Origin of the sequence: Streptomyces sp. NRRL F-2664, assembly GCF_000719345.1 — a bacterium.
Classification (GTDB): Bacteria; Actinomycetota; Actinomycetes; order Streptomycetales; family Streptomycetaceae; genus Streptomyces.
In genome coordinates, this window is record NZ_JOFX01000005.1 from 72527 (window position 1) to 94151 (window position 21625).

Annotated in this window: 18 protein-coding genes; 10 read left to right on the plus strand and 8 right to left on the minus strand. The window is 72.9% G+C overall.

Annotation, left to right across the window (positions count from 1 at the left end):
* Nucleotides 1-79: 79 nt before the first annotated feature.
* Complete coding sequence (locus IF89_RS0107660; RefSeq protein ID WP_030763087.1) at nt 80-481, minus strand: RidA family protein; 402 nt, start codon at nt 479-481, stop codon at nt 80-82.
* Between the two features lie 97 nt (nt 482-578).
* Between IF89_RS0107660 and IF89_RS0107665 the strand changes: the two genes are divergently transcribed.
* The 3 genes from IF89_RS0107665 (at nt 579) to IF89_RS0107675 (ending at nt 3842) form a co-directional block, all read left to right on the plus strand.
* Nucleotides 579-1580, plus strand: coding sequence for a helix-turn-helix transcriptional regulator (locus tag IF89_RS0107665; protein ID WP_043193295.1), 1002 nt, complete (start codon nt 579-581; stop codon nt 1578-1580).
* Between the two features lie 189 nt (nt 1581-1769).
* Nucleotides 1770-2450: a DUF4142 domain-containing protein gene (locus IF89_RS0107670; protein ID WP_030763093.1), complete on the plus strand. Its 681-nt coding sequence runs from the start codon at nt 1770-1772 to the stop codon at nt 2448-2450.
* Between the two features lie 9 nt (nt 2451-2459).
* Nucleotides 2460-3842: a DUF1996 domain-containing protein gene (locus tag IF89_RS0107675; RefSeq protein WP_030763096.1), complete on the plus strand. Its 1383-nt coding sequence runs from the start codon at nt 2460-2462 to the stop codon at nt 3840-3842.
* Between the two features lie 483 nt (nt 3843-4325).
* Here the strand turns inward: IF89_RS0107675 and IF89_RS0107680 are convergent, their stop codons facing one another.
* Nucleotides 4326-5432, minus strand: coding sequence for a PucR family transcriptional regulator (locus IF89_RS0107680; RefSeq protein WP_420706889.1), 1107 nt, complete (start codon nt 5430-5432; stop codon nt 4326-4328).
* Nucleotides 5433-6195: 763 nt separating this feature from the next.
* Here IF89_RS0107680 and IF89_RS46920 point away from each other — a divergent pair.
* The 5 genes from IF89_RS46920 (at nt 6196) to IF89_RS0107705 (ending at nt 12163) form a co-directional block, all read left to right on the plus strand.
* Nucleotides 6196-7119 carry a hypothetical protein gene (locus tag IF89_RS46920; RefSeq protein ID WP_063831258.1) on the plus strand — a complete coding sequence of 308 codons (924 nt, stop codon included), beginning with the start codon at nt 6196-6198 and terminating at the stop codon, nt 7117-7119.
* Nucleotides 7120-7148: 29 nt separating this feature from the next.
* Nucleotides 7149-8567 (plus strand): NADH-quinone oxidoreductase subunit NuoF family protein, encoded by a 1419-nt coding sequence (locus IF89_RS0107690; RefSeq protein WP_234327692.1) that lies wholly within the window; start codon nt 7149-7151, stop codon nt 8565-8567.
* Between the two features lie 137 nt (nt 8568-8704).
* The gene (locus IF89_RS0107695; RefSeq protein ID WP_030763104.1) at nt 8705-9715 is read left to right on the plus strand and encodes an SCO0930 family lipoprotein; all 1011 of its coding nucleotides are present in this window, start codon (nt 8705-8707) and stop codon (nt 9713-9715) included.
* A 135-nt stretch (nt 9716-9850) separates the two neighbouring features.
* Nucleotides 9851-10432 carry a hypothetical protein gene (locus IF89_RS44485; protein ID WP_051806873.1) on the plus strand — a complete coding sequence of 194 codons (582 nt, stop codon included), beginning with the start codon at nt 9851-9853 and terminating at the stop codon, nt 10430-10432.
* Nucleotides 10433-10591: 159 nt separating this feature from the next.
* Nucleotides 10592-12163: an alpha/beta hydrolase gene (locus IF89_RS0107705; protein ID WP_030763110.1), complete on the plus strand. Its 1572-nt coding sequence runs from the start codon at nt 10592-10594 to the stop codon at nt 12161-12163.
* Nucleotides 12164-12202: 39 nt separating this feature from the next.
* Here IF89_RS0107705 and IF89_RS0107710 read toward each other — a convergent pair whose 3' ends face one another.
* The 3 genes from IF89_RS0107710 to IF89_RS0107720 all read right to left on the minus strand — a co-directional run bounded on the left by IF89_RS0107710 (nt 12203) and on the right by IF89_RS0107720 (nt 16306).
* Nucleotides 12203-12616, minus strand: a complete 414-nt coding sequence (locus IF89_RS0107710; RefSeq protein WP_030763112.1) for a PaaI family thioesterase — start codon at nt 12614-12616, stop codon at nt 12203-12205.
* Nucleotides 12617-12662: 46 nt separating this feature from the next.
* Nucleotides 12663-14696 (minus strand): NADPH-dependent 2,4-dienoyl-CoA reductase, encoded by a 2034-nt coding sequence (locus tag IF89_RS49010; RefSeq protein WP_030763115.1) that lies wholly within the window; start codon nt 14694-14696, stop codon nt 12663-12665.
* Between the two features lie 221 nt (nt 14697-14917).
* Nucleotides 14918-16306, minus strand: a complete 1389-nt coding sequence (locus tag IF89_RS0107720; protein WP_043193301.1) for a serine hydrolase domain-containing protein — start codon at nt 16304-16306, stop codon at nt 14918-14920.
* Between the two features lie 225 nt (nt 16307-16531).
* Here IF89_RS0107720 and IF89_RS0107725 point away from each other — a divergent pair, with 225 nt between their 5' ends.
* Nucleotides 16532-17584 (plus strand): AraC family transcriptional regulator ligand-binding domain-containing protein, encoded by a 1053-nt coding sequence (locus tag IF89_RS0107725; RefSeq protein ID WP_051806874.1) that lies wholly within the window; start codon nt 16532-16534, stop codon nt 17582-17584.
* Nucleotides 17585-17632: 48 nt separating this feature from the next.
* On the opposite strand, the gene IF89_RS0107730 is transcribed toward IF89_RS0107725, so the two are convergent.
* The 3 genes from IF89_RS0107730 to IF89_RS0107740 all read right to left on the minus strand — a co-directional run bounded on the left by IF89_RS0107730 (nt 17633) and on the right by IF89_RS0107740 (nt 19774).
* Complete coding sequence (locus IF89_RS0107730; RefSeq protein ID WP_030763124.1) at nt 17633-17998, minus strand: hypothetical protein; 366 nt, start codon at nt 17996-17998, stop codon at nt 17633-17635.
* A 149-nt stretch (nt 17999-18147) separates the two neighbouring features.
* Nucleotides 18148-19116 (minus strand): serine/threonine dehydratase, encoded by a 969-nt coding sequence (locus IF89_RS0107735; RefSeq protein ID WP_051806875.1) that lies wholly within the window; start codon nt 19114-19116, stop codon nt 18148-18150.
* Between the two features lie 16 nt (nt 19117-19132).
* Complete coding sequence (locus IF89_RS0107740) at nt 19133-19774, minus strand: TetR/AcrR family transcriptional regulator (RefSeq protein WP_030763132.1); 642 nt, start codon at nt 19772-19774, stop codon at nt 19133-19135.
* A gap of 159 nt (nt 19775-19933) precedes the next feature.
* On the opposite strand from IF89_RS0107740, the gene IF89_RS37805 reads away from it, so the two are divergent.
* Nucleotides 19934-21622 (plus strand): alpha-galactosidase, encoded by a 1689-nt coding sequence (locus tag IF89_RS37805; protein ID WP_234327693.1) that lies wholly within the window; start codon nt 19934-19936, stop codon nt 21620-21622.
* Nucleotides 21623-21625: the final 3 nt, after the last annotated feature.

The following is a 21625-nucleotide window of genomic DNA, read 5'->3' on the forward strand; positions in this document are numbered from 1 at the left end:
GACAGCGCCGTTCCGGGCCGGATGCGTCCCGGCCCGGAACGGCACCGCGACCCGCGCCTGCGCGCCGGGCGGCCGGGCGTCAGGGCCGCGCGGCGACGGCCTCCACCTCGATCAGCATGTCCGCAGTGGCCAGGGCTGCGACGCCCAGCAGGGTCTGCGTGGGCGGCTCGGCGCCCCAGCGCGCCTGGACGGCCGCGGCGATCGGCCCGAGCCGGGTGGCGTCGTGGTCCACCACGTACGTGCGGAGCTGGACCACGTCGGCGAGGCCGAGCCCGTGGGCGGCGAGGGCCGCGCCGATGTTGTCGAACGTCCGCTCCACCTGCTCCGCGAAGTCGGCCGAGACGACCGCGCCGTCCGGCCCCGACGCGTACTGGCCGGAGACGAGGACGAGTTCCGTACCGGCGGGGACGGCGGCGGTGTGGCTGTAGCCGAACGGGGTCGGGTCGTGCAGGGTTTCCGGGTTGACGACGGCGTGTGCCATACGGGTCACCTCTCCTGTGCGATGTTGCCTGTGACGTGGTGAAGCCTCGCAAGCAATCACGACATCGACTGTCGTGTATTCCGGTAGCGTTTTCGTTGTGCGCGCCGATCGGCTGGTCTCCCTGGTACTGCTGCTGCGCCGGCACGGCAGGATGTCGGCGACCGCCCTGGCCCGGGAGCTGGAGGTGTCCACCCGTACCGTGCTGCGCGACATCGACGCGCTGTCCGCTGCGGGCGTGCCCGTCTACGCCGAACGCGGCCGGCACGGGGGCTTCCGCCTGCTGCCCGGTTTCCGCACCGAGCTCACCGGCCTCAACCACGACGAGGCGCTCGCCCTGCTGGTCGCCGGATCACGGCGGGGGGCGCAGGCGTTCGGCCTCGGGGCGGCGCTCGCCTCGGCCATGCGCAAGGTGGTCGACGCGCTGCCCGAGGAGCAGCGGGCCACCGCGACCGGCGCCGCGCGGCGCCTGCTCGTCGACCCGGACACCGACGCCCTCGCGCGGCGGCAGACCCCCGAGGAGGAACTGCCGGACGCCGTGGTGAGCGGGATCCGGCGCGCGGTGTTCGCCGGGCACCGGCTGCGCATCCACTACGCGGCCGCGGACCGGGCTGCCGAGTGGCGCACGGTGGATCCCATCGGGCTGGTGACGGTACGCGGCCAGGGGTACCTGCTGGCCACCCGGGCGGGCGCGGACCGCACCTACCGGCTGTCGCGGGTCCTGGCGGCGGAGGAACTCGCCGAACCGGCGCAGCGGCCGGAACGGGTCGACCTGGACCGGGCCTGGCAGGAGCGCAGCCGGCGGTTCCGGGCCGGAGCCGACCAGGTGACCGTACTCGTACGGGTGGCGGCGGCACGGCGGGAGGACCTGGTGGGCGGTGCGGTGGCCGTCCTCGCCGAGGAGGACGAAGGGGACGGCCTGCTGCGGCTGGAAGTCGGCTACCAGGACCGCAGGCACGCCGAGTGGGCCTTGTGGCAGCTCGCGCCGGGGGCGGAGGTGCTGGCCCCCCAGTGGCTGCGCGACCGCCTGCACGCGCGCGCGGCGGAGATCGCCGCCCGCTACGGGGCACCGGCGTCCCCGCATCCCTCGGCCGGGCCGTAGCGCGGCAAGATATCAGCCTTTCCCGGAAGCGCCAGAGTGTTTGTCCGATGGTGATGTGCTCCGGCAGGGGCGTCGCGCCGGGCACTACCGTCCCGTGACACCCCCGGGAATGCGGGTGTTGCACCGCACGTCGCTTGCGGAACCTCCCTGCCCCGCCACCTTCCCGGCCCCACGGAGCAAGGAGGCACATTGCTGTCATTGCGGCGGAGAACCACTCGAGGCTGGTCCACGGCCACCAGGTACTCGATCGCGAGCGGCGTCGTCATCACCGCGCTCGCGCTCACCCTGATCGCCCTGCTGGTCCCCGTGGACAAGTTCGGCAGCCGTACCACGGTCGCCGCCGCCGCACCGGCGGCGGGCGAGGACGACGGCCTCGGCACGGTGAGCACGGCCTACGGGCCCTTGACGGCCGCGGACCGGGACTTCGTCCGCAAGGTCCGTCTCGCGGGGCTGTGGGAGCTGCCCGCCGGGCGGCAGGCCCAACAGCGCGGTACGCGCCCCGCGATCCGCACGGCGGGGGACCACCTCGTCGACGGCCACACCGAACTGGACCGACAGGTCATCCAGGTCGGCCAGGCCCTCGGCATCGACCTGCCCAACCAGCCCTCCGCTCAGCAGCAGGACTGGCTGGGCCAGATGAGCCGCGCCAAGGGGGACGAGTACGAGCGCCTGTTCACGCAGCTGTTGCGCCGGGCGCACGGAAAGGTGTTCTCCCTGCTGGCCGGGATCCGGGCGCAGACCCGCAACTCCATGGTGCGAGCCCTCGCCACGTCCGCCAACGCCACGGTGCTGGACCACATCACGGTCCTCGAGGACACCGGGCTGGTCGACTTCGACGGGCTCTCCGACAATGTCCCACCGACGAAGTGAAGTGATCGCATGAGGCAAAAGGGCCACAAGCGCCCCCGGTTGACGACCAAACTCGTGGGGGTGGTCTCCGCGCTCGTGCTGGGCGGCGGCGGGGTCGCCGTCGTCGCCGGCAACGCGTCCGCGGGGCAGGACGACAACGGCAAGGCGCAGTCGACGACCACCATCGACTGTCCCGACGTCGGGGACAAGCTGACCGCCGTACCCGAGCAGGTCAAGGCCGAGGTCGACGCGAACCTGGCCAAGCTGGACGACCAGGTGGCGGAGGCCTACCGGCGGCTCGCCGCCGGTGAGGCACAGGGCGACGCCCTCCTCGGCGACCTCGAGGGACAGCGCGAGCAGACCATCAAGGGCGTGTCCGACGCGATCGGCAAGGTGGCCGAACCGCCCAAGGAAATAGCCGGTTTGAGCTCCTGCGAGATGAAGAAGGCGCCCGCGGAGCAGGACGGCGCGGCCGGCGCGGCAGCGCTGGGCGCCGGGGCCGACGCGAAGTCCGCCGCGGCCGGCAGCAAGAACGGGCCGGCGAAGAGCGACTTCGTGAACATCACGAAGGTCCGGCCCAACGCCCGCAAGCCCAAGGCCCAGGGGGGCGCCTCCACCGGCTCCTTCAGCGTCCAGTGCGGCCGCAACGAGAACGGCCACTTCAACCCCGACAACGTCATCGTCGCGCCCGGCGTCTCCAACGGCGCCCACCACATGCACGACTACGTGGGCAACGTGTCCACCGACGCCTTCTCCACCAACGACAGCCTCGCCCGGGCCGGCACCACGTGCAACAACGGTGACCAGTCCTCCTACTACTGGCCCGTGCTGCGCCTGCGCGACGGCAAGGCGGAGCGGGACGCCAAGGCCCCCGGCGGCGGCCAGGACGGCAACGTCGGCACGATCCTGCAGCCCAAGCAGGTGACGATCGAGTTCAAGGGAAGCCCCGTCGGCAAGGTCAAGGCCATGCCCCGCTTCATGCGCATCATCACGGGTGACGCCAAGGCCTTCTCCAACGGCAACGCCAACGCCAACGCATCCTGGAGCTGCACCGGCTTCGAGGACCGCCAGCTGAAGGACAAGTACCCGATCTGCCCGAAGGGCAGTGACGTGGTGCGCACCTTCACCTTCCAGAGCTGCTGGGACGGCCGGAACACCGACAGCGCCAACCACCGCACCCACGTGGCCTTCCCCGACCGCAACGGCCGCTGCCAGAAGGGCTTCACCGCGATCCCGCAGCTCGTGCAGCGCATCGTGTACGGGGTGTCGCCGGGGTCCCGCATCGCCGTGGACAGCTTCCCCGAGCAGCTCCACAAGCCCGTGACCGACCACGGCGACTTCATCAACGTGATGTCGAACGGCCTGATGAACCGGGCCGTGAGCTGCATCAACGACGGGCGCCGCTGCCGCTGACGCCCGCGGCGGGGCCGAGCCCCCATCCGCTCCCGGGAGCGGGCGCTCCCCCTTTGCTCCTCACCCCGCGCCCGTCCCCGGGAAAGGTGTTGGTCCGAAGCCCCCTTCGGACCAACACCTCTTTCGTGTTCCGGCGTACGTGCCCACGGCCCCGTTACGGAGGGCAGGACCGTGGGCCCGTACGCCGGCCGGGCCCGATCGCGCCGGCCCCGGCCCGCTCGCCGGTAACGAGCGTCACGCACGTCCCCCCGACCCCGACCGCCCCGCCGTGTACCCGGTCGGCGGAAGGAGCCGGGACCGCCCTGCGGGTTGCGCGGCGGGTCTGCCCGGTGGACCGACGCGGTCCGCTCGGGCACAGGGCGCCCCGGGCAGGGACGCACGGAGCACACGGAGCACACGGAGCACACGGGCACAGAAGCACACAGGCACACCAAAAGCCCGGCCCGGCCCCGTGACGACGGGGCCGGGCCGGGCGGTGCGTTCTCAGAGGCCGTTGACGCGGGCCATGCGGCCGACGACGACCGGGGTGAAGTCCGCCTGGATCACGCGGGCCGTCCTGCGCGTCACGCGGGAGTGCTGGCGCCGCACCTGGGCCATCAGGCGGCGGCTGCGCAGAGCCATCTCCAGCTCGAAACGGGTCCGCGGATCGCGCAGGCCGGTTCCGAAGAGCTTCTCCAGCTGGCGCATGCGGTACCGCACGGTCTGCGGGTGCACGCTGAGGGCTTTCGCGGCTTCGGGCGCCCCGCCGCCTTCGAGCCAGGCCAGCAGGGTCACCTCCAGCCGCTCGCTCTGTCGCGGGGTCAGGTCCGCGAGGGGCCGCAGCCATCGGGCGGCCAGAGCATGGGCAAGGGGTTCGTCCTGGAGCAGGAGCAGAGTCGAGAGGTGGTCGTCGACGAAGACGACCCGGGGCTCCACGCCCGGCCGGCTGGGCGTCAGCCCCGCCAGACGCAGCGCCCAGCGCAGGGACGAAGCCGTGTCCCGGAGCGGGACGGCGTGCCCCACGGCCGCGAACCGCCCGCGCAGCAGCTGCTCCAGTGGTGCGCGGACCTCCGGGTCCGGGGTCGGGACCAGCAGGCACGGCCGGCCCGCGAACATCCCGACGAGGGCGTCGTCCATGACGGCCGCCAGTTGCTGTGCCTCGCCGGGCGTGGCCGGAACAATGGCCCGTACGGCCATCGGCAGGGGCCATCCGGCCGCCTCGGCGAGCTCGGTGAGGGAGCTGTCGGACGCGATGCGGTCGTCGGTGAGGGTCCTGAACAGCTCCTGGCGGGCGCGGTCGCCCGGCCGGATTCCTTCACCGGTCTCCTCCGTTTCTTCACGGGCACCCACCGGCGCGCGGTCGCGGCCCGGCTCCCGCAGCCCCTCGCGGGACCGGGGCCGGGCCTCCTCCCGGAGGTCGTCGCGCCGGCCCTCGTGCGTGATCTCGCACTCGTACGCCGCCTCCTTGCTGCCGGCCGCGCGCCGGCCCTCGGTTTCCGGCTCGGATCCGAGCCCGGTTTCGACCTGGTTCTGCGGCTGGTCGTGGTACTCGTCCGTTTGTTCCCGGGATCGCTCCTGGTAGCCGAGAGTGGTGAGAAGTGCCTCTTCCACCCGCTGCCGGAGCACCTCTGCATCAATGGCATCGTTGTCATCGATAAGTGCGGAAAATTCCGGAATTCCATGCAGAAGCTCCTCCACTATCTCGGCGGCCAGTGCGGGAAGTTCCCTGCGCAGGACGCGCGTCCACTCGCCTCGGGGGCGGGACCAGATGCGGTTCAGAAGTTCGCACATCGTTTTCCTCGTTCGTGCCGGGGTGAGGCCTGCCCGGGGAAGAGCGGCAGACCCGCCGAGGTTGCCCCTCGCGTCAACTTCTGTGTACGACACGAGAGTTGCGGCCCTCGTACTCCCTCCTGGAGAGGTCCGACCACCTTCGGTCCCGGGACTTTGCTTTGATTTTGCTCTCCGGGACGCGTAGGTGGCGGGCGGCGCGGTGGCCTGTCGCAACCTCCGCTGGAGGGGAATCTTCCGGTGTTGTTCGATGCGCCGGAGACGCGCTGCGAGAAATTATCACGTTTAGATAAATCCTGTGGAGCTGATGTGCAGCTCCACGATGCTGCTGCACTCCGGCCCCAAGTTCCCTCGGCCGGCGCGGAGTTTCACAGCGCGGCCGGGCAGAGACGACAACGACCCCCGGGTCCCGAGCGCCAGGTGGAGCGCTCGGAGACCAGGCGCACAGGAGACCTGGATGCCCTTGTCCCAGCCGCACATGCCTCGCCCGCACAGGGCCCGCCGTAAGAGCCGACACGCGGCATCGGCTCCGACCGCCGGACGGAGGGCCGTCCGGCGGCCCTCACTCCTGCCCGCACCCGGACGGATGAGTCCGGGTGCGCTCTGCGCCGTCGGCGCGGCCATCGTCTCCCTCACCGTGGCCGCCCGCGCGGGCGCCTTCTCCCAGTTGTGGGAGTTCCTCGATTTCGGGGCGGGCGTCCTCTCGCTCGTCTCGCTCACCGCCACGGTGCTGTGGGGCGTGGTCTCCACGGACCGGCTGCTGCTGAAGTCGGGTCACCGGCTGCTGGCCCAGGGCGTGCACCGCGGTCTCGCCGTGTCCGGGCTCGGCTTCCTCGCCCTGCACATATGGGTGAAGATCGCGGAGCAGCGCGTGAACGCGTCCGCCGCGGTGGTGCCCTTCACCGACATCGACCAGCCCCTCCTGATCGGGCTCGGCAGCCTCGCCGGATACCTCTTCGTCGCGGTCGCCGTCTCCGGCGCCGTGCGCAGCGTGTTCGCCACCAAGGGCCGCTCCCTGTGGTGGCGGGCCCTGCACTTCGGCGCCTACCCGGCATGGGGCGCCTCGCTGGTCCACGGGCTGAAGGCCGGACGCGCGGCCGACCTCTACGTCACGGTGTCGTACGCCCTGTGCCTGCTCGGGGTCGCCGGCATCCTCGCCTTCCGGCTCCGGGCCAGGATGGCCGAGGAGCCGGCAGGTCCTCCCGGCCCGATCGGCGTTCCGCAGCAGCCCGTCGTGGCCGCCGTGCCCCGGCCGCGGCGGGAACCGCGGGCCCGGGCGGCCGGCAAACGGGAGAAGTACACCGGGCCGGCCGCACCGCCCCCCGACGACCGGCCCGCCCTCACGGCCGTGTACGCGGCCGACCCGGCCGGCTCCTCCATGGACGGCGGCCTGGGCCTGGGTGCTGCCACCGGCATGGGTGCTCCCACCGGCATGGGCGTCCCCACCGCGACGGGCGCCCCCACCGGCTTCGACGGCGACCAGTTCGTCACCCGTGAGTGGCGGCTGTGAGCGGCTTCCCGCGCCCCAGCCTCGGCTGCGTGGGCGCTCCCAGACTGCTGGCGGGCCTCGACCAGGCTCCCCGGCTCGACCGTGTCGCCCATCTGACGACGCACGGCCAACTGCCGCGCTACCGGCCGGACGAGCTCGTCGACCTGGCCGAGAACATCGACCTGCGGGGACGCGGCGGCGCCGGATTCCCCTTCGCCCGGAAGCTGCGCGCCGTGATGCGTGCGGCCGAGGGCCGCGACACGCCCACCGCCGTCGTGGTCAACGCCAGTGAGGGCGAGCCCAGTTGCCTGAAGGACAAGGCGCTGCTGCTGCACGCCCCGCACCTGGTGCTCGACGGGGCCCTGTTGGCCGCTGCCGCCGTCGACGCCGACGACGTCGTGGTGGGAGTCACCCGGCCCGACGTGGAGCAGTCACTGCGCGCGGCGGTGGCCGAACGGGGTCCCGCCGGCCGCCAGGTGCGGGTGCAGGCCCTGCCCGAACGCTTCGTGACCGGAGAGAGCACCTCCATGGTCAACGGTCTCAACGGAGGGCCGACGCTGCCTTCGGGGCAGAAGATCCGGACCAGCGAGCGGGGCCTGGGCGGCGTCCCCACCCTGTTCTCGAACACCGAGACCTACGCCCAGCTCGCCGTGGCGGCGCGGCTCGGTGCACTGGACTACCGCTCGGTCGGCCTGCCGTCCGAGCCGGGCACCGTGATGCTGACCATCGCCGGCTCCACGGTGGTCGAGGCGCCCCTCGGCACCCCGCTGGCGTACGTCCTGGAACTGTGCGGCCTGGATCCGGGCCAGGGCGTCCTGGTCGGCGGCTACCACGGCAAGTGGCTGGATCCGGGATCCGCGCGCATCGCCGACCTGTCGCGCGGGTCCCTCGCGGCGTTCGACGCGGTCCTGGGGGCGGGGGCCGTCCTGCCGCTGCCGGAGGAGACCTGCCCGGCCGCCGAGGTGGCCCGGGTGGCCCGGTGGATGGCGAACGAGACGGCCGGGCAGTGCGGCCCCTGCTTCCGGGGCCTGCCCGCACTGGCCGACGTACTGGAGGACGCGGTCCGGGGCGGGGGCAGATCGGCTCTGGAGACCATCGAGGCCCGGATGAAGGTGGTGCGGCGCCGCGGGGCGTGCAGCCACCCGGACGGCACCGCCGCCTTCGTGGCCTCTGCACTCGCGGCGTTCCCGGACGAGTTCCGCGACCACGCCCTCGGCAGCGGCTGCGGACGGAGGGTGGTGGGGGCACTGCCCCTGCCGCAGGACGAGACCCCCGAGGAACGCCTGGTGGTGGACTGGACCCTGTGCAGGGGGCACGGGCTGTGCGTGGACATCCTGCCGGACGTCGTACGGCTCGACGCGGACGGCTACCCGTCGCAGGCGTCCATGCCCGTGCCCGCGCAGCTGCGGCAGAAGGCGCAGCGTGCGGTGCGCCGCTGCCCGGCGCTCGCGCTGCGCATCCAGGACTGAACCAACTCCCCCGGGTTCAATGTTGGCGCGATCTGACAAATTCTCAATGATATCGGCATTCTCCTCCACCGGCCCCGTAGAAATTACCCAGGGCACGAGAACGCGAATCCTGACCTGAAGGAGAGATCGTGAACAAAATGCGTCGTGGAGTATTCGCCGGGTCGGCCGTCGCGGTTTTGATGCTGACCGCCGCATGCGGCAGCGGTGACAACTCCGCGGGAAAGGGAAATTCGGTCCAGCCGGTGGGTGACAGCAAACAGGCGGGGTCCGGCTACGACGGTTACGGGGGCGGGTCGGGCGCGGTTCCCGCGGCCGACACCGTGAAGTCCGGGCCGGCCGGGGAGCTGAAGGTGAAGGCCTCCGCGGAGCTGGGCGCGACGGTCACGGACAGTGCGGGCTTCACGCTCTACCGCTTCGACAAGGACACGCCCAAGCCGCCGAAGTCCACCTGTGAGGGGGACTGCGCGACGGCCTGGCCGGCGGTGTCCGCGGACGACGCCTCGGCCGGTGAAGGCATCGACAAGGCCCTGCTGGGATCGGTCGAGCGGGCTGACGGGACCAAGCAGCTGACGCTGGCCGGCTGGCCGGTGTACCGCTACGCGAAGGACACCAAGGCGGGCGACACCCTCGGTGAGGGCGTCGGTGGGACGTGGCACGTGCTGGCTCCGGACGGCAAGCCGGCCAAGGCGGGCGGCGGGGCGGGCTCCGGGTCCGGCGCCGACCCGAGCGCGGGCGGCGCCGCGGAGGCCGGCGCGGGTGAGGGCGGCGGGCAGGAGCCTGCCAAGGCGGAGCCGATCGGCGTCAACCGGAACACCAAGCTCGGCCCCATTCTCTCGGACGCGGAAGGCCGCACGCTCTACCGGTTCGACAAGGACAGCGCCTGGCCGATGAAGACCAACTGCCTGGGCGCCTGCCTGAATACGTGGAAGCCCGTCAAGGCCGTGGACAAGGAATTGGTGAAGGGAATTCCCGCGGAATTGGTGGGTACCTTCAAGCGGCCCGACGGCACCGAACAGCTGACGATCGACTGCTGGCCCATGTACACGTTCACCGGTGACAAGGAGCCGGGTGACATCAACGGGCAGGGCAAGCAGGGCGTCTGGTTCGCGGTCTCCGACAAGGGCAAGAAGGTGACGGCCACCGGCTGAGGTCGCGGAGCCCGCCCCCACGGGCTGCCTCCCCCACCACTGAACGGCACAACACCCCCGAAAAGCGCGTGGTGCCCGGGCCCCTCCCCTCCCGGGCACCACGACCCCTTTTCCCGATCAGCCCGTGAGGTCCTCATGCCGTCCACCGCCCGCCCCGCCCCTCGGATCCGCCGGCCGTTCGCGGCCGTCGCCGCGGTCTGTGCCGCCGTGCTCCTGTGCGCCGGGTGCGCAGGAGAGGCGACCGAACCCGCCGGCTCGGCGAAGGCCGCTGCGGCCACCCCGGCCGCTCCGGGCACCCCCGCAGCTCCGGGCACCTCGATCGAGCAGATCGCGACGGCCATCGGCTGCAGCGCCGAAGTGAGCGTGGATGCGGACGAGTTGCGCCAGGGCGGCTGCGAGACGGGACAGGGCGCGTACCGCATGGCCACCTTCGCCGCCGAGCAGGGGCTGCGCGCCTGGCTGGACGAGGCCCGGGCGTACGGCGGGGTCTACCTGGTGGGCGACCGGTGGGTCGTCACCACCGGGTCCGCGGACGCCCTCGGCGCGCTCCGTGAACGGCTCGGCGGCACCGTCGAGACCGGATCCGCGCACGGCGGCCCGGCCGGAGGGCACCCGGCCCCCGGGCCCGCCGCGCCCTCCACGGCCGCGACACCGTCCGCAGGTGCGGCGCCCTCCGAGCACGCGGGCCACCTGCCGACTCCCGCCGCGGGCGGTTGAGTCGGTGGCGCGGCATGCGACGTCGGCGCGTCGGCCAGTGTCCTGATACCGGGTCATTCGCGAGGAGCACACGGCACGGCCCTTCGGGATGATTCCGCCGGGCCCTGCCGTACAACAAGCTTGCGGCGTCAGCGACTTCTTTTCGAAGGGAACCGCTCCGTGCGCCAAAAACGCCTCGCGCCGCTGCTCGCCACCGTCGGACTCCTCGCGACCACCCTGCCCCTGCTGACCATGACGCAGGCCGCCGCGGCCCCCGCGGCCGACCACCTCCGGCAGAAGCCCGCATGGCAGCGGTGCAGCCCCGAGCAGCCGGCCTCGTACGAGTGCGCCACGGTCAAGGTCCCGCTCGACCACCGGCGTCCCGACGGCCGCACGATCGACATCGCGATATCCCGTATGAAGAGCGAGAACCCCGCCAAACGGCACGGCGTCCTGCTGCTGAACCCCGGCGGCCCCGGCGGTCCGGGGCTCGACCTGCCGGTGCTGATGGACGGGCTGCTCCCCAAGGAGGTGCGGGAGAGCTACGACCTGATCGGCTTCGACCCGCGCGGGGTCGGTGCCAGCAGCCCCCTCACGTGCGGGCTGGACGACGAGGAGCAGGACTTCGACCGCCCCTACCGCCCCGAGACCTTCGCCTCCGACGTGACGTGGGCGCGCACCGTCGCCGACAAGTGCCGCGAGAAGTCCGGGGCGGTGCTGCCGTACATCACCACCCGCAATACGGCCCGCGACATGGACACCATTCGCGCGGTGCTGGGCGAGGGGAAGATCTCGTACCTGGGCTACTCCTACGGGACCTACCTGGGTGCCGTCTACGCGCAGATGTACCCGGAGCGCACGGACCGCTTCGTGCTCGACAGCGGTGTGGACCCGCAGCGGGTCTGGCGCGGGATGATCCAGGTGTGGGCCACCGAGGCCGAGCCCGCCTTCGCGCGGTGGACGCGGTGGGCGGCCGAGCGCTCGGCCGAGTTCGGCCTGGGCGACGATCCCCGCGAGGTCTCCGACACGTTCTGGAAGCTGGTGGAGCGCGCCGACCGCGAGCCCATCGACTTCGAGGGCTCGAAGGTGACCGGTGACATGATCCGGTCCGCCCGCGGGGTGTTCTTCTATCCGGCGCAGGCCACGCCGCTGGTCGCGGCGCTGAAGGCGGCCGCCGAGGGCAGGCCGCAGGCGGCGGGCACGGACGTGCAGGGGTTGAAGCAGAAGCTGCTCGGCCGCACGGCCGAGGAGCCCGCCACGGACAACAGCACGGCCGTCTTCTGGGCCGTGGTCTGCGGGGACACGGGCGCCTGGCCCCGCTACGCCGAGCAGTACGAGCGCGACGCGGCGAAGGACAAGGTGCGGTACCCGCTGTACGGGGACTTCGCGTCCAACATCAAGCCGTGCGCCTTCTGGGACCGGCCGGTGGAGGCGGCCACGCCGATGCACAAGAGGGCGAACGTGCTGACGGTGCAGAACGAATGGGACTCGCAGACCCCGCTCACGAGCGGCCAGGGCCTGCACCGGGCGCTCAAGGGCTCGCGGATGGTGCTGGCGGAAGGCGGTGAGGGCCACGGCGTGTACCTCTTCGACCCCGCTTCCTGCGCCAACGCCCCGGTGGACGCGTACCTGACCACGGGCCGGCTGCCCGCCCAGGACGTGACCTGCCAGAACCCGCCGGCGGCGGCCGACCGGCGCGCATCGGCGCCGGCGAAGCCGGTGCCCTTCCCGGGGGCACCCGGGCGCTTCTGACCAGGGCCGGCCGGGCCGCTCGTCGGGAGGCCCCCGCGGTCAGCCGAGCAGGGCGTAGACCGTGGAGGCGGTGGCGGCCGGTTCGTCGGCGCCGTCCGGGGTCAGGGTGATGTCGGCGAAGGCCATGCGCTTGCCGAGTTTGGTGACCCGTACGTGGACCAGCACGTCGGCGCCGACCACCGGCCGCTGGAAGCTCGTCGACTGCTGGACGGTGGTCATCGGTCCGTACCCGCCGCGCGCGGCGGAGATCGCGATGACGGTGGCGGTGTCGGCGGCGGCCATCATGGCCTGTCCCGAGAGGCCGCCGCCGTCACGGGCCAGCTCCTGCGACCAGGGCAGCCGCAGGACGGCGTGCCGCTCGCCGGTCTCCTGGACGGTCAGTCCCAGGGCGAGCACCCAGGGGGCGAAGTGGTCGGCGAGGATCTTGTCTGCGTCTGCGGGAGAGAACGTCACCGGGAGATTGTGGCGGCCCGCCCGGACCGCCACAATCCCCTTTCGGTCAGAGCTTCGCCGCCAGTTCCGTGCCCTGGCGGATGGCCCGCTTGGCGTCGAGCTCGGCCGCCACGTCGGCGCCGCCGATCAGGTGGGCGTCGACGCCGGCCGCGCGCAGCGCCTCGTACAGGTCCCGGCGCGGTTCCTGGCCGGTGCACAGGACGACGGTGTCGGCGGGGACGAGGCGCTGCTCGTCGCCGACGGTGATGTGCAGGCCCTCGTCGTCGATGCGGTCGTACGTGGCTCCGGCGACGGAGACGACGCCGCGGTGCTTGAGCTCCGCACGGTGGATCCAGCCGGTGGTGGTGCCGAGTCCGGCGCCGACCTTGGTGGTCTTGCGCTGGAGCAGGTGGACCCGGCGCGGGGGCGCGGGCCGCTCGGGGGCGGTGAGCCCGCCGGGACCGGTGTAGGCGGTGTCCACGCCCCAGTGGCGGAAGTAGACGTCCGGGTCCTGGGCGGCGCCCTCGCCGCTGTCGGTGAGGTACTCGGCGACGTCGAAGCCGATGCCGCCGGCCCCGACGACGGCGACGCGCTCGCCGACGGGGGCTCCGTCGCGCAGCACGTCGAGGTAGCTGACGACGTTGGCGTGGTCGACGCCCTCTATGTCGGGGGTGCGGGGAGTGACGCCGGTGGCGACGACGACCTCGTCGTAGCCCTGGAGGGTCTCCACGTCGGCCCGGGTGTCGAGGCGGACGTCGACGTCGTGGGCGGCGAGCTGGGTGCCGAAGTAGCGGATGGTCTCCTCGAACTCCTCCTTGCCCGGGATGCGGCGGGCGATGTCGAGCTGGCCGCCGATGTGGCCGGAGGCTTCGAAGAGGGTGACGGCATGGCCGCGTTCGGCGGCGGAGACGGCGCAGGCAAGGCCGGCCGGGCCGGCGCCGACGACGGCGACCCGCTTCTTCAGCCGGGTGGGCGCCAGCACGAGCTCGGTCTCGTGGCAGGCGCGCGGGTTGACCAGGCAGCTGGTGATCTTGCCGCTGAAGGTGTGGTCGAGGCAGGCCTGGTTGCAGCCGATGCAGGTGTTGATGGTCTCGGGGCGGCCGGCGGCCGCCTTGGCCACGAAGTCGGCGTCGGCCAGGAACGGCCGGGCGAGGGAGACGAGGTCGGCGCGGCCGTCGGCGAGCAGTTCCTCGGCGATCTCCGGGGTGTTGATGCGGTTGCTGGTGACGAGCGGGACGCTCACCGCACCCATCAGCCGCTTGGTGACCCAGGTGTAGGCGCCGCGCGGGACGGAGGTCGCGATGGTGGGGATGCGGGCCTCGTGCCAGCCGATCCCGGTGTTGATGATGGTGGCGCCGGCCGCCTCGATCTCCTTGGCGAGGTGGACCACCTCGTCGAGGGTGGAGCCTCCGGGGATCAGGTCGAGCATGGAGAGGCGGTAGACCAGGATGAAGTCCTCGCCGACGGCCTCCCGGGTGCGGCGGACGATCTCCAGCGGGAAGCGGACGCGGTTCTCGTAGGAGCCGCCCCAGCGGTCGGTGCGCCGGTTGGTCGCGGCGGCGATGAACTCGTTGATCAGGTAGCCCTCGGAGCCCATGATCTCGACGCCGTCGTAGCCGGCGAGCTTCGCCAGCCGGGCTGCTCGGACGAAGTCCTCCACCGTCTGCTCCACGTCGGCGTCGGAGAGCTCGTTGGGGACGAAGGGGCTGATGGGCGCCTGGATGGGGCTGGGGGCCACCAGGTCCTTGTGGTAGGCGTAGCGGCCGAAGTGGAGGATCTGCATCACGATCCTCCCGCCCTCGGCGTGCACCGCCTCGGTGATCACCCGGTGCTCGGCGGCCTCCTCCTCCGTGGTGAGGCGGGAGCCGCCCTCGAAGGGGCGGCCGGCGTCGTTGGGGGCTATGCCTCCGGTGACGATGAGGCCGGCGCCGCCCCGGGCGCGCTCGGCGTAGAAGGCGGCGAGGCGCTCGAAGCCGCCCTGGTGCTCTTCGAGGCCGGTGTGCATCGACCCCATGATCACGCGGTTCGGCAGGGTGGTGAAGCCGAGGTCCAGGGGGCTCAGCAGGTGCGGGTACCGGCTGTGGGAACTCTGCGGACTCATCGGGGGTGCCTCCTCGCACGGGGGTGATGCACCTGTTCTAGCGAGGCGGTGGAGGTTTTGCAACTAGGTGCATAACCGGGAGGGCGGCCCGCGCCCGGGGATTGCGGCACCCCTGGACCGCCCTGTGGCGGAGTTCACTCGGTCGGCGCCGCCCGCGCGCCGGCCGTGCGGGGGCGGGCCCGTGGACCCGCGGCCGTCGACGGGCGGCGGGTCCGTGGGCGTCAGCGCGGAGGGGTCCGGGGGGCGCAGCGCAGGCCCGTGTAGCAGCAGGGGGTGCCGTCCACGAGGGCGGCGAAGACGACCGGCGTCCAGGCCCGGCCGGCGCCGGGGCCGCTGTCGGTCGCGGCGAAGACCGTCGCGCTGAGCGGGACGAGGTCGAGCTCCAGGGGCGGGGAGAAGTCCCGCAGGCCGCCGACGAACTCGTAGCGCAGGTGCGGGCGGCCGCCGGGGGCGAGGCTGACCGTGATGACGACTCCCTCGCGCCGGTAGGTGCCGAGGAGCGGGGTCATGTCGACGGCCGGCGGGTGGGCGGGCGGCGCGAAGGGAGGGGGCGTCCGGACGCCGGCGAGGTCGGCGAGGAGTTCGCGGAACAGGTCGGTGTAGAGGCCGCGGGCGCCGCCGCCGTTGGTCAGCAGGACGAGGATGACGTCGGCGCCGGGCACGACGCGCAGGTAGCAGTACTGGCCGAGGGAGGCGCCGTCGTGTCCGTACCCCGGGACACCGTCCCAGTCGTACAGGGACCAGCCGAGCCCCCAGCCGTCCGCGCTCACCGTCCACCGGTCGGGGACGTCGACCTCCCAGCGCTGCATCGCCGCGACGGCACGGGCGCCCAGGACCTGGGTGCCGTCGGCGGTGGCGCCGCCGTCGAGGTGCAGCTTGGCCAGGCGCAGCACGTCGGCCGCGGTCGCCAGGACCCGCCCGTACGGCCCTGCCGAACGGGGCATCATGTCCCAGGCCGGCGCCGGCTCGGGCTCGGGTCCGTCGCCCGGCAGGTGGCCCATCGCCGTGCGGAAGGCCAGTGCCTCCTCCGGCAGGGTCATGGTGCTGGTCAGGCCCAGCGGGGCGGCGATCCGCTCCTTCAGGGCCTGGTCCCAGGTACGTCCGGTGACGACCTCCACGATGCGGCCGAGGATGCTGTAGCCGATGTTGCTGTAGGAGACGGCGGTGCCGGGCGGGCAGTCGAGCGCCACGTTGCGGGCGGCTTCCACGTAGCCGGCCAGGCAGTCGTCGCCGCGCCCGCTGTCATGCGTGAAATCACAGGTGAGTCCGCCGGTGTGGCTGAGCAGCCGGCGCACGGTGATCTCCTTGACCGCCCCGGGCGGTCCGGCCGGGGCGAACTCCGGGAGGATCTCGGCGACGGGAGCGTCCAGGTCCAGCCGGCCGGTGTCGACGAGCTGCATCACCAGGGTGGCGGTGTAGACCTTGGCCAGCGAGCCGAGGTGGAACACCGAGTCCGGGGTGGCCTCCACGCCCGTCCCGCGGTGCAGCACGCCGCTCGCCAACTCGTGGATCCGCCCGTCGGCGAACACCGCGAGGGTGGCGCCGGGTACGTGGTGGGCGGCGCGCAACGCGTCGAGGCGGCTCTGCCAGTGGGCAGCGGAGAACGTCACGTCGGATCCTTCGACTCGGTGGTCGTGCCGTGGTCGACGCCACCGTAGGCCGGTCCCGCGGCGGCCATAAGGACCCGCACGCGCCAGCGAGGGGACCGTCCGCGCCACCGCTCCGACCTCGGTCGCGGGACCCGGTGTTCACCCGGCGCCCGCGGTACGTCCGGGCCCCGGTCGGCGCACCCTGTGCGGGCGTTCGTCCGGCCGGCTGGTAGCGTCGGCCGACCTATGCAGTCTCACCACGCCCACGGCACCGTCTCCGTGCACCTCGCCCGTTTCATCGTCGACGCCCTGCGCCGGTCGGGCGCGGGCGTGGACCGGTTCGCCCGGTTCCACGACCTCGGCCCCGAAGTGCTGGCCAACGACCTGGCCCGGGTGTCCACCCCGTCGGCACTCGCCGTATGGGAGGAGCTGACGGTCACCGAGGCGGGGACCGCGGTGGGCGCGCTGCTCGCCGCCGAGGCGCCCATCGGCGCCTTCGGGCTGTGGGACTACCTGGTCACCAGCGGGCCCACCCTCCGCGAGTCGCTGAAGCAGGTGGTGGAGTACAACGCCGTCGTCGCCGACCCCGCCAACGAGAGGCTCCTGGTCGAGGAGGACGGACACACCTTCACCGTCCGGCATGCGACCGGCCGCTGGGGACCGGATGTGGTGGCGGCCATCGACTGGTTCGCACTGGCCATGTTCCTGACCCGGGCACGCGCCGCCACCGGCCGGCCCCTCGTCCCGTTGCGCGTCAGCGTCACGCACGGCGCGCCCCGCCAGTACCGCCGGCTGGCGGAGCTGTTCGGCACCACCCGCATCGACTTCGAGGCACCGTACAACTCGATCACCTTCCGCGACGACGACGTACGGGCGCCACTGCCCAAGGCGCAGCCGGGCCTGGACCGCCTCTTGGCGCAGCAGGCCCGGATGACTCTGGCGGCCGCCCAGCCGGTGATGCTCTGGCAGGACAGCTTCCGGATGGTCCTCGCCGGCGCCTTCAGGGAGGACCAGGTGAGCCTGGAGTACGTGGCGGGGCGGCTCGCGATGAGTCCGCGGACGCTTCAGCGGCGCCTGCGGGAGCTCGGCACGACCTGGCGCGAGGAGGTCGAATCGGTGCGCCAGGAACGGACGATGGAACTGCTGCGCACCACCGACCTGCCGCTCCAGCTCATCGCGGCCCGGGTCGGCTACAGCGACCTGCGCGCGCTGCGCCGGGCGGTGCGGCGCTGGGACGGGCGGGCACCGCGTGACATCCGCAACGCCGCCGGAGTCCCGGCGCCCGCCGCGGGCGGCTGACCCCCACGGCCGGCCGGGCCGGAGGTCCGGGGCCGGTCCGGCTGCGGGTCACTTCATCGGGTACGTGGTCTTCTCCACGAGCCGGCCGTCCTTGAAGCAGAAACGGAACACCGTCTCCGCCCCCAGCTCGGTGTCCGCGCCGGAGATGTACCAGGCGCAGGTGCTGCCTTCGGGCTCGACGGGCCCGCCCTCCTTGAGCGCGCTCTTGACGAAGCTCTCGCCCGACGGGAGCTTCGCGCGGACGTCGCTCTCCGCGTCGCCGGTCCGCACGCCCTCGTAGACCGCGGGGTCGACCACGGTCTTCTCGGCCATGTCGAGGACCTTCCCCATGCCGAAGACCACCGCGGCGAGGACGCCGATGCCCAGCACCAGCGCCACGCCGCAGCCGATCAGACAACCCTTGCGCTGAGCCACGCCCGTTCCTCCAAGTCGCTTCGCGTCCGGCGCTGATCGCCGGGACGCTCACACCCTCGCAAGGGCCGGGGAAAGGGGACTGTCCTCGAAAGTCGCCGACCGCCCCGACGATCGTCGTTCGAGGCCGGTCCGGGCGAAGGCCGGTCGGCTCAGGCCGGCGGTTCCGTCAGGTCGCGGGGGTCGGTGTTGGCCCCGCAGAGGATGACGGCGACCCGCTCCCCCGGCAGCTCCGGTGCGCCGCGCAGCGCTGCCAGGGCGGTGGCCGCGCCCGCCTCGACGACGATCCGGTGCTCCTCCCAGACGGCGCGTCGCGCGGCCGTGATCGCCGCGTCCGGTACGAGGACCGACGTCACGTTCTTCTCCTGGGCGGCAGCCAGCGCGTCGGCCGAGACCCGGGTGGCTCCCAGGGAGTCGGCCGCCACCGACTCCACCGGGACGTCGACGACCCGGCCCGCCTCCAGGGCCGCGTTCAGGGCCCGGCAGTTCTCGGGCTCGGCCGCGACCACCCGTACGCCGTGTTCGCGGGCGGCCGTGGCGACGCCCGCGAACAGGCCGCCGCCCCCGACCGCGACGACCACGGTGTCCAGGCGGGGCAGGGCGGCGCGGATCTCGTCGAGCAGGGTGCCCGCGCCGGCGGCGATGAGCGGGTGGTCGTACGCGTGGCTGCTGAGCGCGCCGCTCGCCGCGGCGAACTGCGCGCAGGCGGCCTGTGCTTCGGCGTAGCGGTCGCCGACGAGGCGGACGTCCGCCCCGTAGCCGCGCAGCCGGTCCACCTTCACGCGCGGGGCGTTGGCGGGCAGGAAGACCGTCGCGGGCACGTCCAGGGCGCGGGCCGCCCACGCGCAGGCCAGCCCGGCGTTGCCGCCGGAGGCGATGGTGACGCCCGCTGCCGGGAGGGCGCCGGCCTCGTGGTGGGCGGCGAGGAAGTTGCGGGCGCCGCGCGCCTTGAAGGTGCCGGTGTGCTGGAGGAACTCCAGGGCGTACCAGACGCCGTCGCCCGCGGGTGCCACCGTGACGGGCCGTACCCCGCCGGCGATCCGCGCGGCGGCGGCACGCACGGCCGCGTAGTCGAGCCGCTGAAGGTGCAGCGGGTGCTGCGGGTGCTGCGGACGTTCCATGGTTTCGGTCTCCCCATCAGGTGGCGGGCCGGGCGGCCTCGATCAGCTGGCGCAGGGCGCCGTGGTACACCTCGTGGTCCGTCAGGGCCGGCAGCACCTCATGCAGTGCGCCGGCGAGGACGGGGAACTCCTCGGGATCGAGCGCGGCGAGCGCGGCGCGCGAGGCGGAGGTGGCGGCGGCCGGATCCCGGTGGTCCACGAAGGCCGCGCTGCCCAGGGTGAGCAGGTACATGCGGCGGTATGCGGTGATCGCCTCGGGGACGGTCATGCCCGCGGCGACGCTGTCGGCGAGGGCGGGCTCGACGAGCCGGGCCAGCAGCTGCCGGCCGAGCCAGGGCCGGCCGCCGCGCAGCACGAGCAGTCCGGGGTGGGCGGTGAGCAGGCGGTACAGGGCGCGGAAGCGCTGTTCGGTGGCGTCGGCCCAGTCCGTGCCGGCCGGGATCTCGGGAAGCTGTGCGGCCAGGTGCTCCGTGCACAGGTCGAGCAGTCCGGCGAGGTCCGTGCAGCGGCGCTGGACGGTGGCGTGGGAGACGTCCAACCGGTCGGCGAGGGTGCGGAAACTGAGGGCCTGCGGCCCCTCCTCGTCGAGGATCCGCAGGGCGGTCACGGCGATGGCCGCGGGGGTCGCACGGTCCAGGGCTTCGGATCTCCTCGGCATGAGATACACCGTATCATACGATGTATCTTCTCTTTTGTGTGACATGCGGTGCAGCCATATTGCTGGTCATCACACGACAACCAGCGACTTGCGTTGACACTGCGTAGTCACCCCGCTGCACTGGTCCCCGCACGACTGCCCACCCGTCAAGGAGACCCAGTGCCGCCTCGCCTGCGCGCAACGCTCCCGTGTCTGACCGCGGCCGCCCTGTTCGCCCTCGCGCTCGCCCCCGCCCCGGTGGCGGCCGAGCCCCGGGCGACCTCGGACACCCCGCTCGCGCTCACCCCTCCCATGGGCTGGAACAACTGGGCGCACTACATGTGCGACATCGACGAGGCCACGGTGGTCGCCAACGCCGACGCCCTCGTGTCGACCGGGCTCGCCGCCAAGGGCTACGACACGGTGACCGTCGACGACTGCTGGATGACCCGGAGCCGTGACGCCCGCGGCAACCTGGTGGTCGACACCGCCAAGTTCCCGCACGGCATGGCCTGGCTCGGCGAGTACCTGCACGCCAAAGGCCTGAAGTTCGGCATCTACCAGGACGCCGGCTCCCTGACCTGCGAGAAGTACCCCGGCAGCGGCGCCCCCCAGGGCGGCGGAGCCGACCACTACGCCCGGGACGCACGGCAGTTCGCGTCCTGGAAGGTCGACTACGTCAAGATGGACGGCTGCAACCTGTGGGTCCCGGAGGGCCGCACCAAGGAGCAGGCCTACCGGGATGCCTACAACGCCGTCGCGAAGGCGCTGCGCGAGAGCGGCCGCGACATGGTGCTGTCGGCCTCCGCGCCCGCCTACTTCCAGCAGGGCGAGTGGGGCGGCCCCGACTGGCACCGGGTGCTCGGCTGGGTCGGCGAGACCGGCCAGCTGTGGCGCGAGGGCAAGGACATCAAGGTCCACAACCCGGCCTCGCCCGCCGCCTCCCGGTGGAGTTCGGTCCTGGGCAACTACGGCTACAACCGCTGGCTGGGCCGCTACGCGGGCCCCGGCAACTGGAACGACCCCGACTTCCTGATCGCGGGCGCCCCCGGCCTGACGGCCGCCGAGAGCCGCAGCCAGGTCGCCCTGTGGTCGATGATGGCGGCCCCCTTCATCCTGTCCTCCGAGGTCTCGAAACTGACCCCGGAGGGGCTGGCCGCCCTCGGCAACACCCGGATGATCGCCCTGGACCAGGACCCGATGGGTCGTCAGGGGGCCGTGGTCTCTTCGAACGCCACCTTCGAGATCCTGGTGCGTCCGCTAGCGAACGGCGACCGCGCGGTCGCCGTGCTCAACCGCTCCGCGCACACCCGCGACATCCGCGTCCCGCTCGACGAGATCGGCCTGAACAACTGCACGGCCGACGCCCAGGACCTGTGGAGCGGTGCGCGCACCGAGGTCTCCGACGCCCTGACCGGGAAGCTCGCCGGCCACGACACCGCCGTGTGGCGGCTCAGCCCGCGCGGCTGCGGCGAGGCCGTACCCACCGGGCAGATCGTCGGGGACGGCGCCCGCTGCGCCGACGGGGCCAACACCAGCGGCGTCGGCGCCGTCGTGATGGCGGCCTGCACCGGAGCTCCCGACCAGCGGTGGTTCCTCGGCGACGACGCGCGGCTGCGGCTGGCCGGCGAATGCCTGTCCGCAGGGGAGAACGGCCTCGTGGAGCTGGCCGACTGCGGGCCCCGACACGGCGGACAGCCCGGCCAGACCTGGTCCCACCGCCGGGACGGCACCCTGGTGGAGGAGACCGGCGGCCTGTGCCTGACCGCTCCCGCCCGGGCCGCCACTCCCGACGCCCCGGCCGAACGGCTGCGGCTGAGCCCCTGCGGCGACCACCGGGTCGACCAGGCCTGGTCCCTGCCGGTCTGAGGC

Coding starts and splice junctions, on each gene's coding strand:
- IF89_RS0107660 (WP_030763087.1), bottom strand. CDS start 481: ATGGCACACGCCGTCGTCAACCCGGAAACCCTGCACGACCCGACCCCG.
- IF89_RS0107675 (WP_030763096.1), top strand. CDS start 2,460: ATGAGGCAAAAGGGCCACAAGCGCCCCCGGTTGACGACCAAACTCGTG.
- IF89_RS46920 (WP_063831258.1), top strand. CDS start 6,196: ATGAGTCCGGGTGCGCTCTGCGCCGTCGGCGCGGCCATCGTCTCCCTC.
- IF89_RS0107695 (WP_030763104.1), top strand. CDS start 8,705: ATGCGTCGTGGAGTATTCGCCGGGTCGGCCGTCGCGGTTTTGATGCTG.
- IF89_RS44485 (WP_051806873.1), top strand. CDS start 9,851: ATGCCGTCCACCGCCCGCCCCGCCCCTCGGATCCGCCGGCCGTTCGCG.
- IF89_RS49010 (WP_030763115.1), bottom strand. CDS start 14,696: ATGAGTCCGCAGAGTTCCCACAGCCGGTACCCGCACCTGCTGAGCCCC.
- IF89_RS0107725 (WP_051806874.1), top strand. CDS start 16,532: ATGCAGTCTCACCACGCCCACGGCACCGTCTCCGTGCACCTCGCCCGT.
- IF89_RS0107735 (WP_051806875.1), bottom strand. CDS start 19,116: ATGGAACGTCCGCAGCACCCGCAGCACCCGCTGCACCTTCAGCGGCTC.
- IF89_RS0107740 (WP_030763132.1), bottom strand. CDS start 19,774: ATGCCGAGGAGATCCGAAGCCCTGGACCGTGCGACCCCCGCGGCCATC.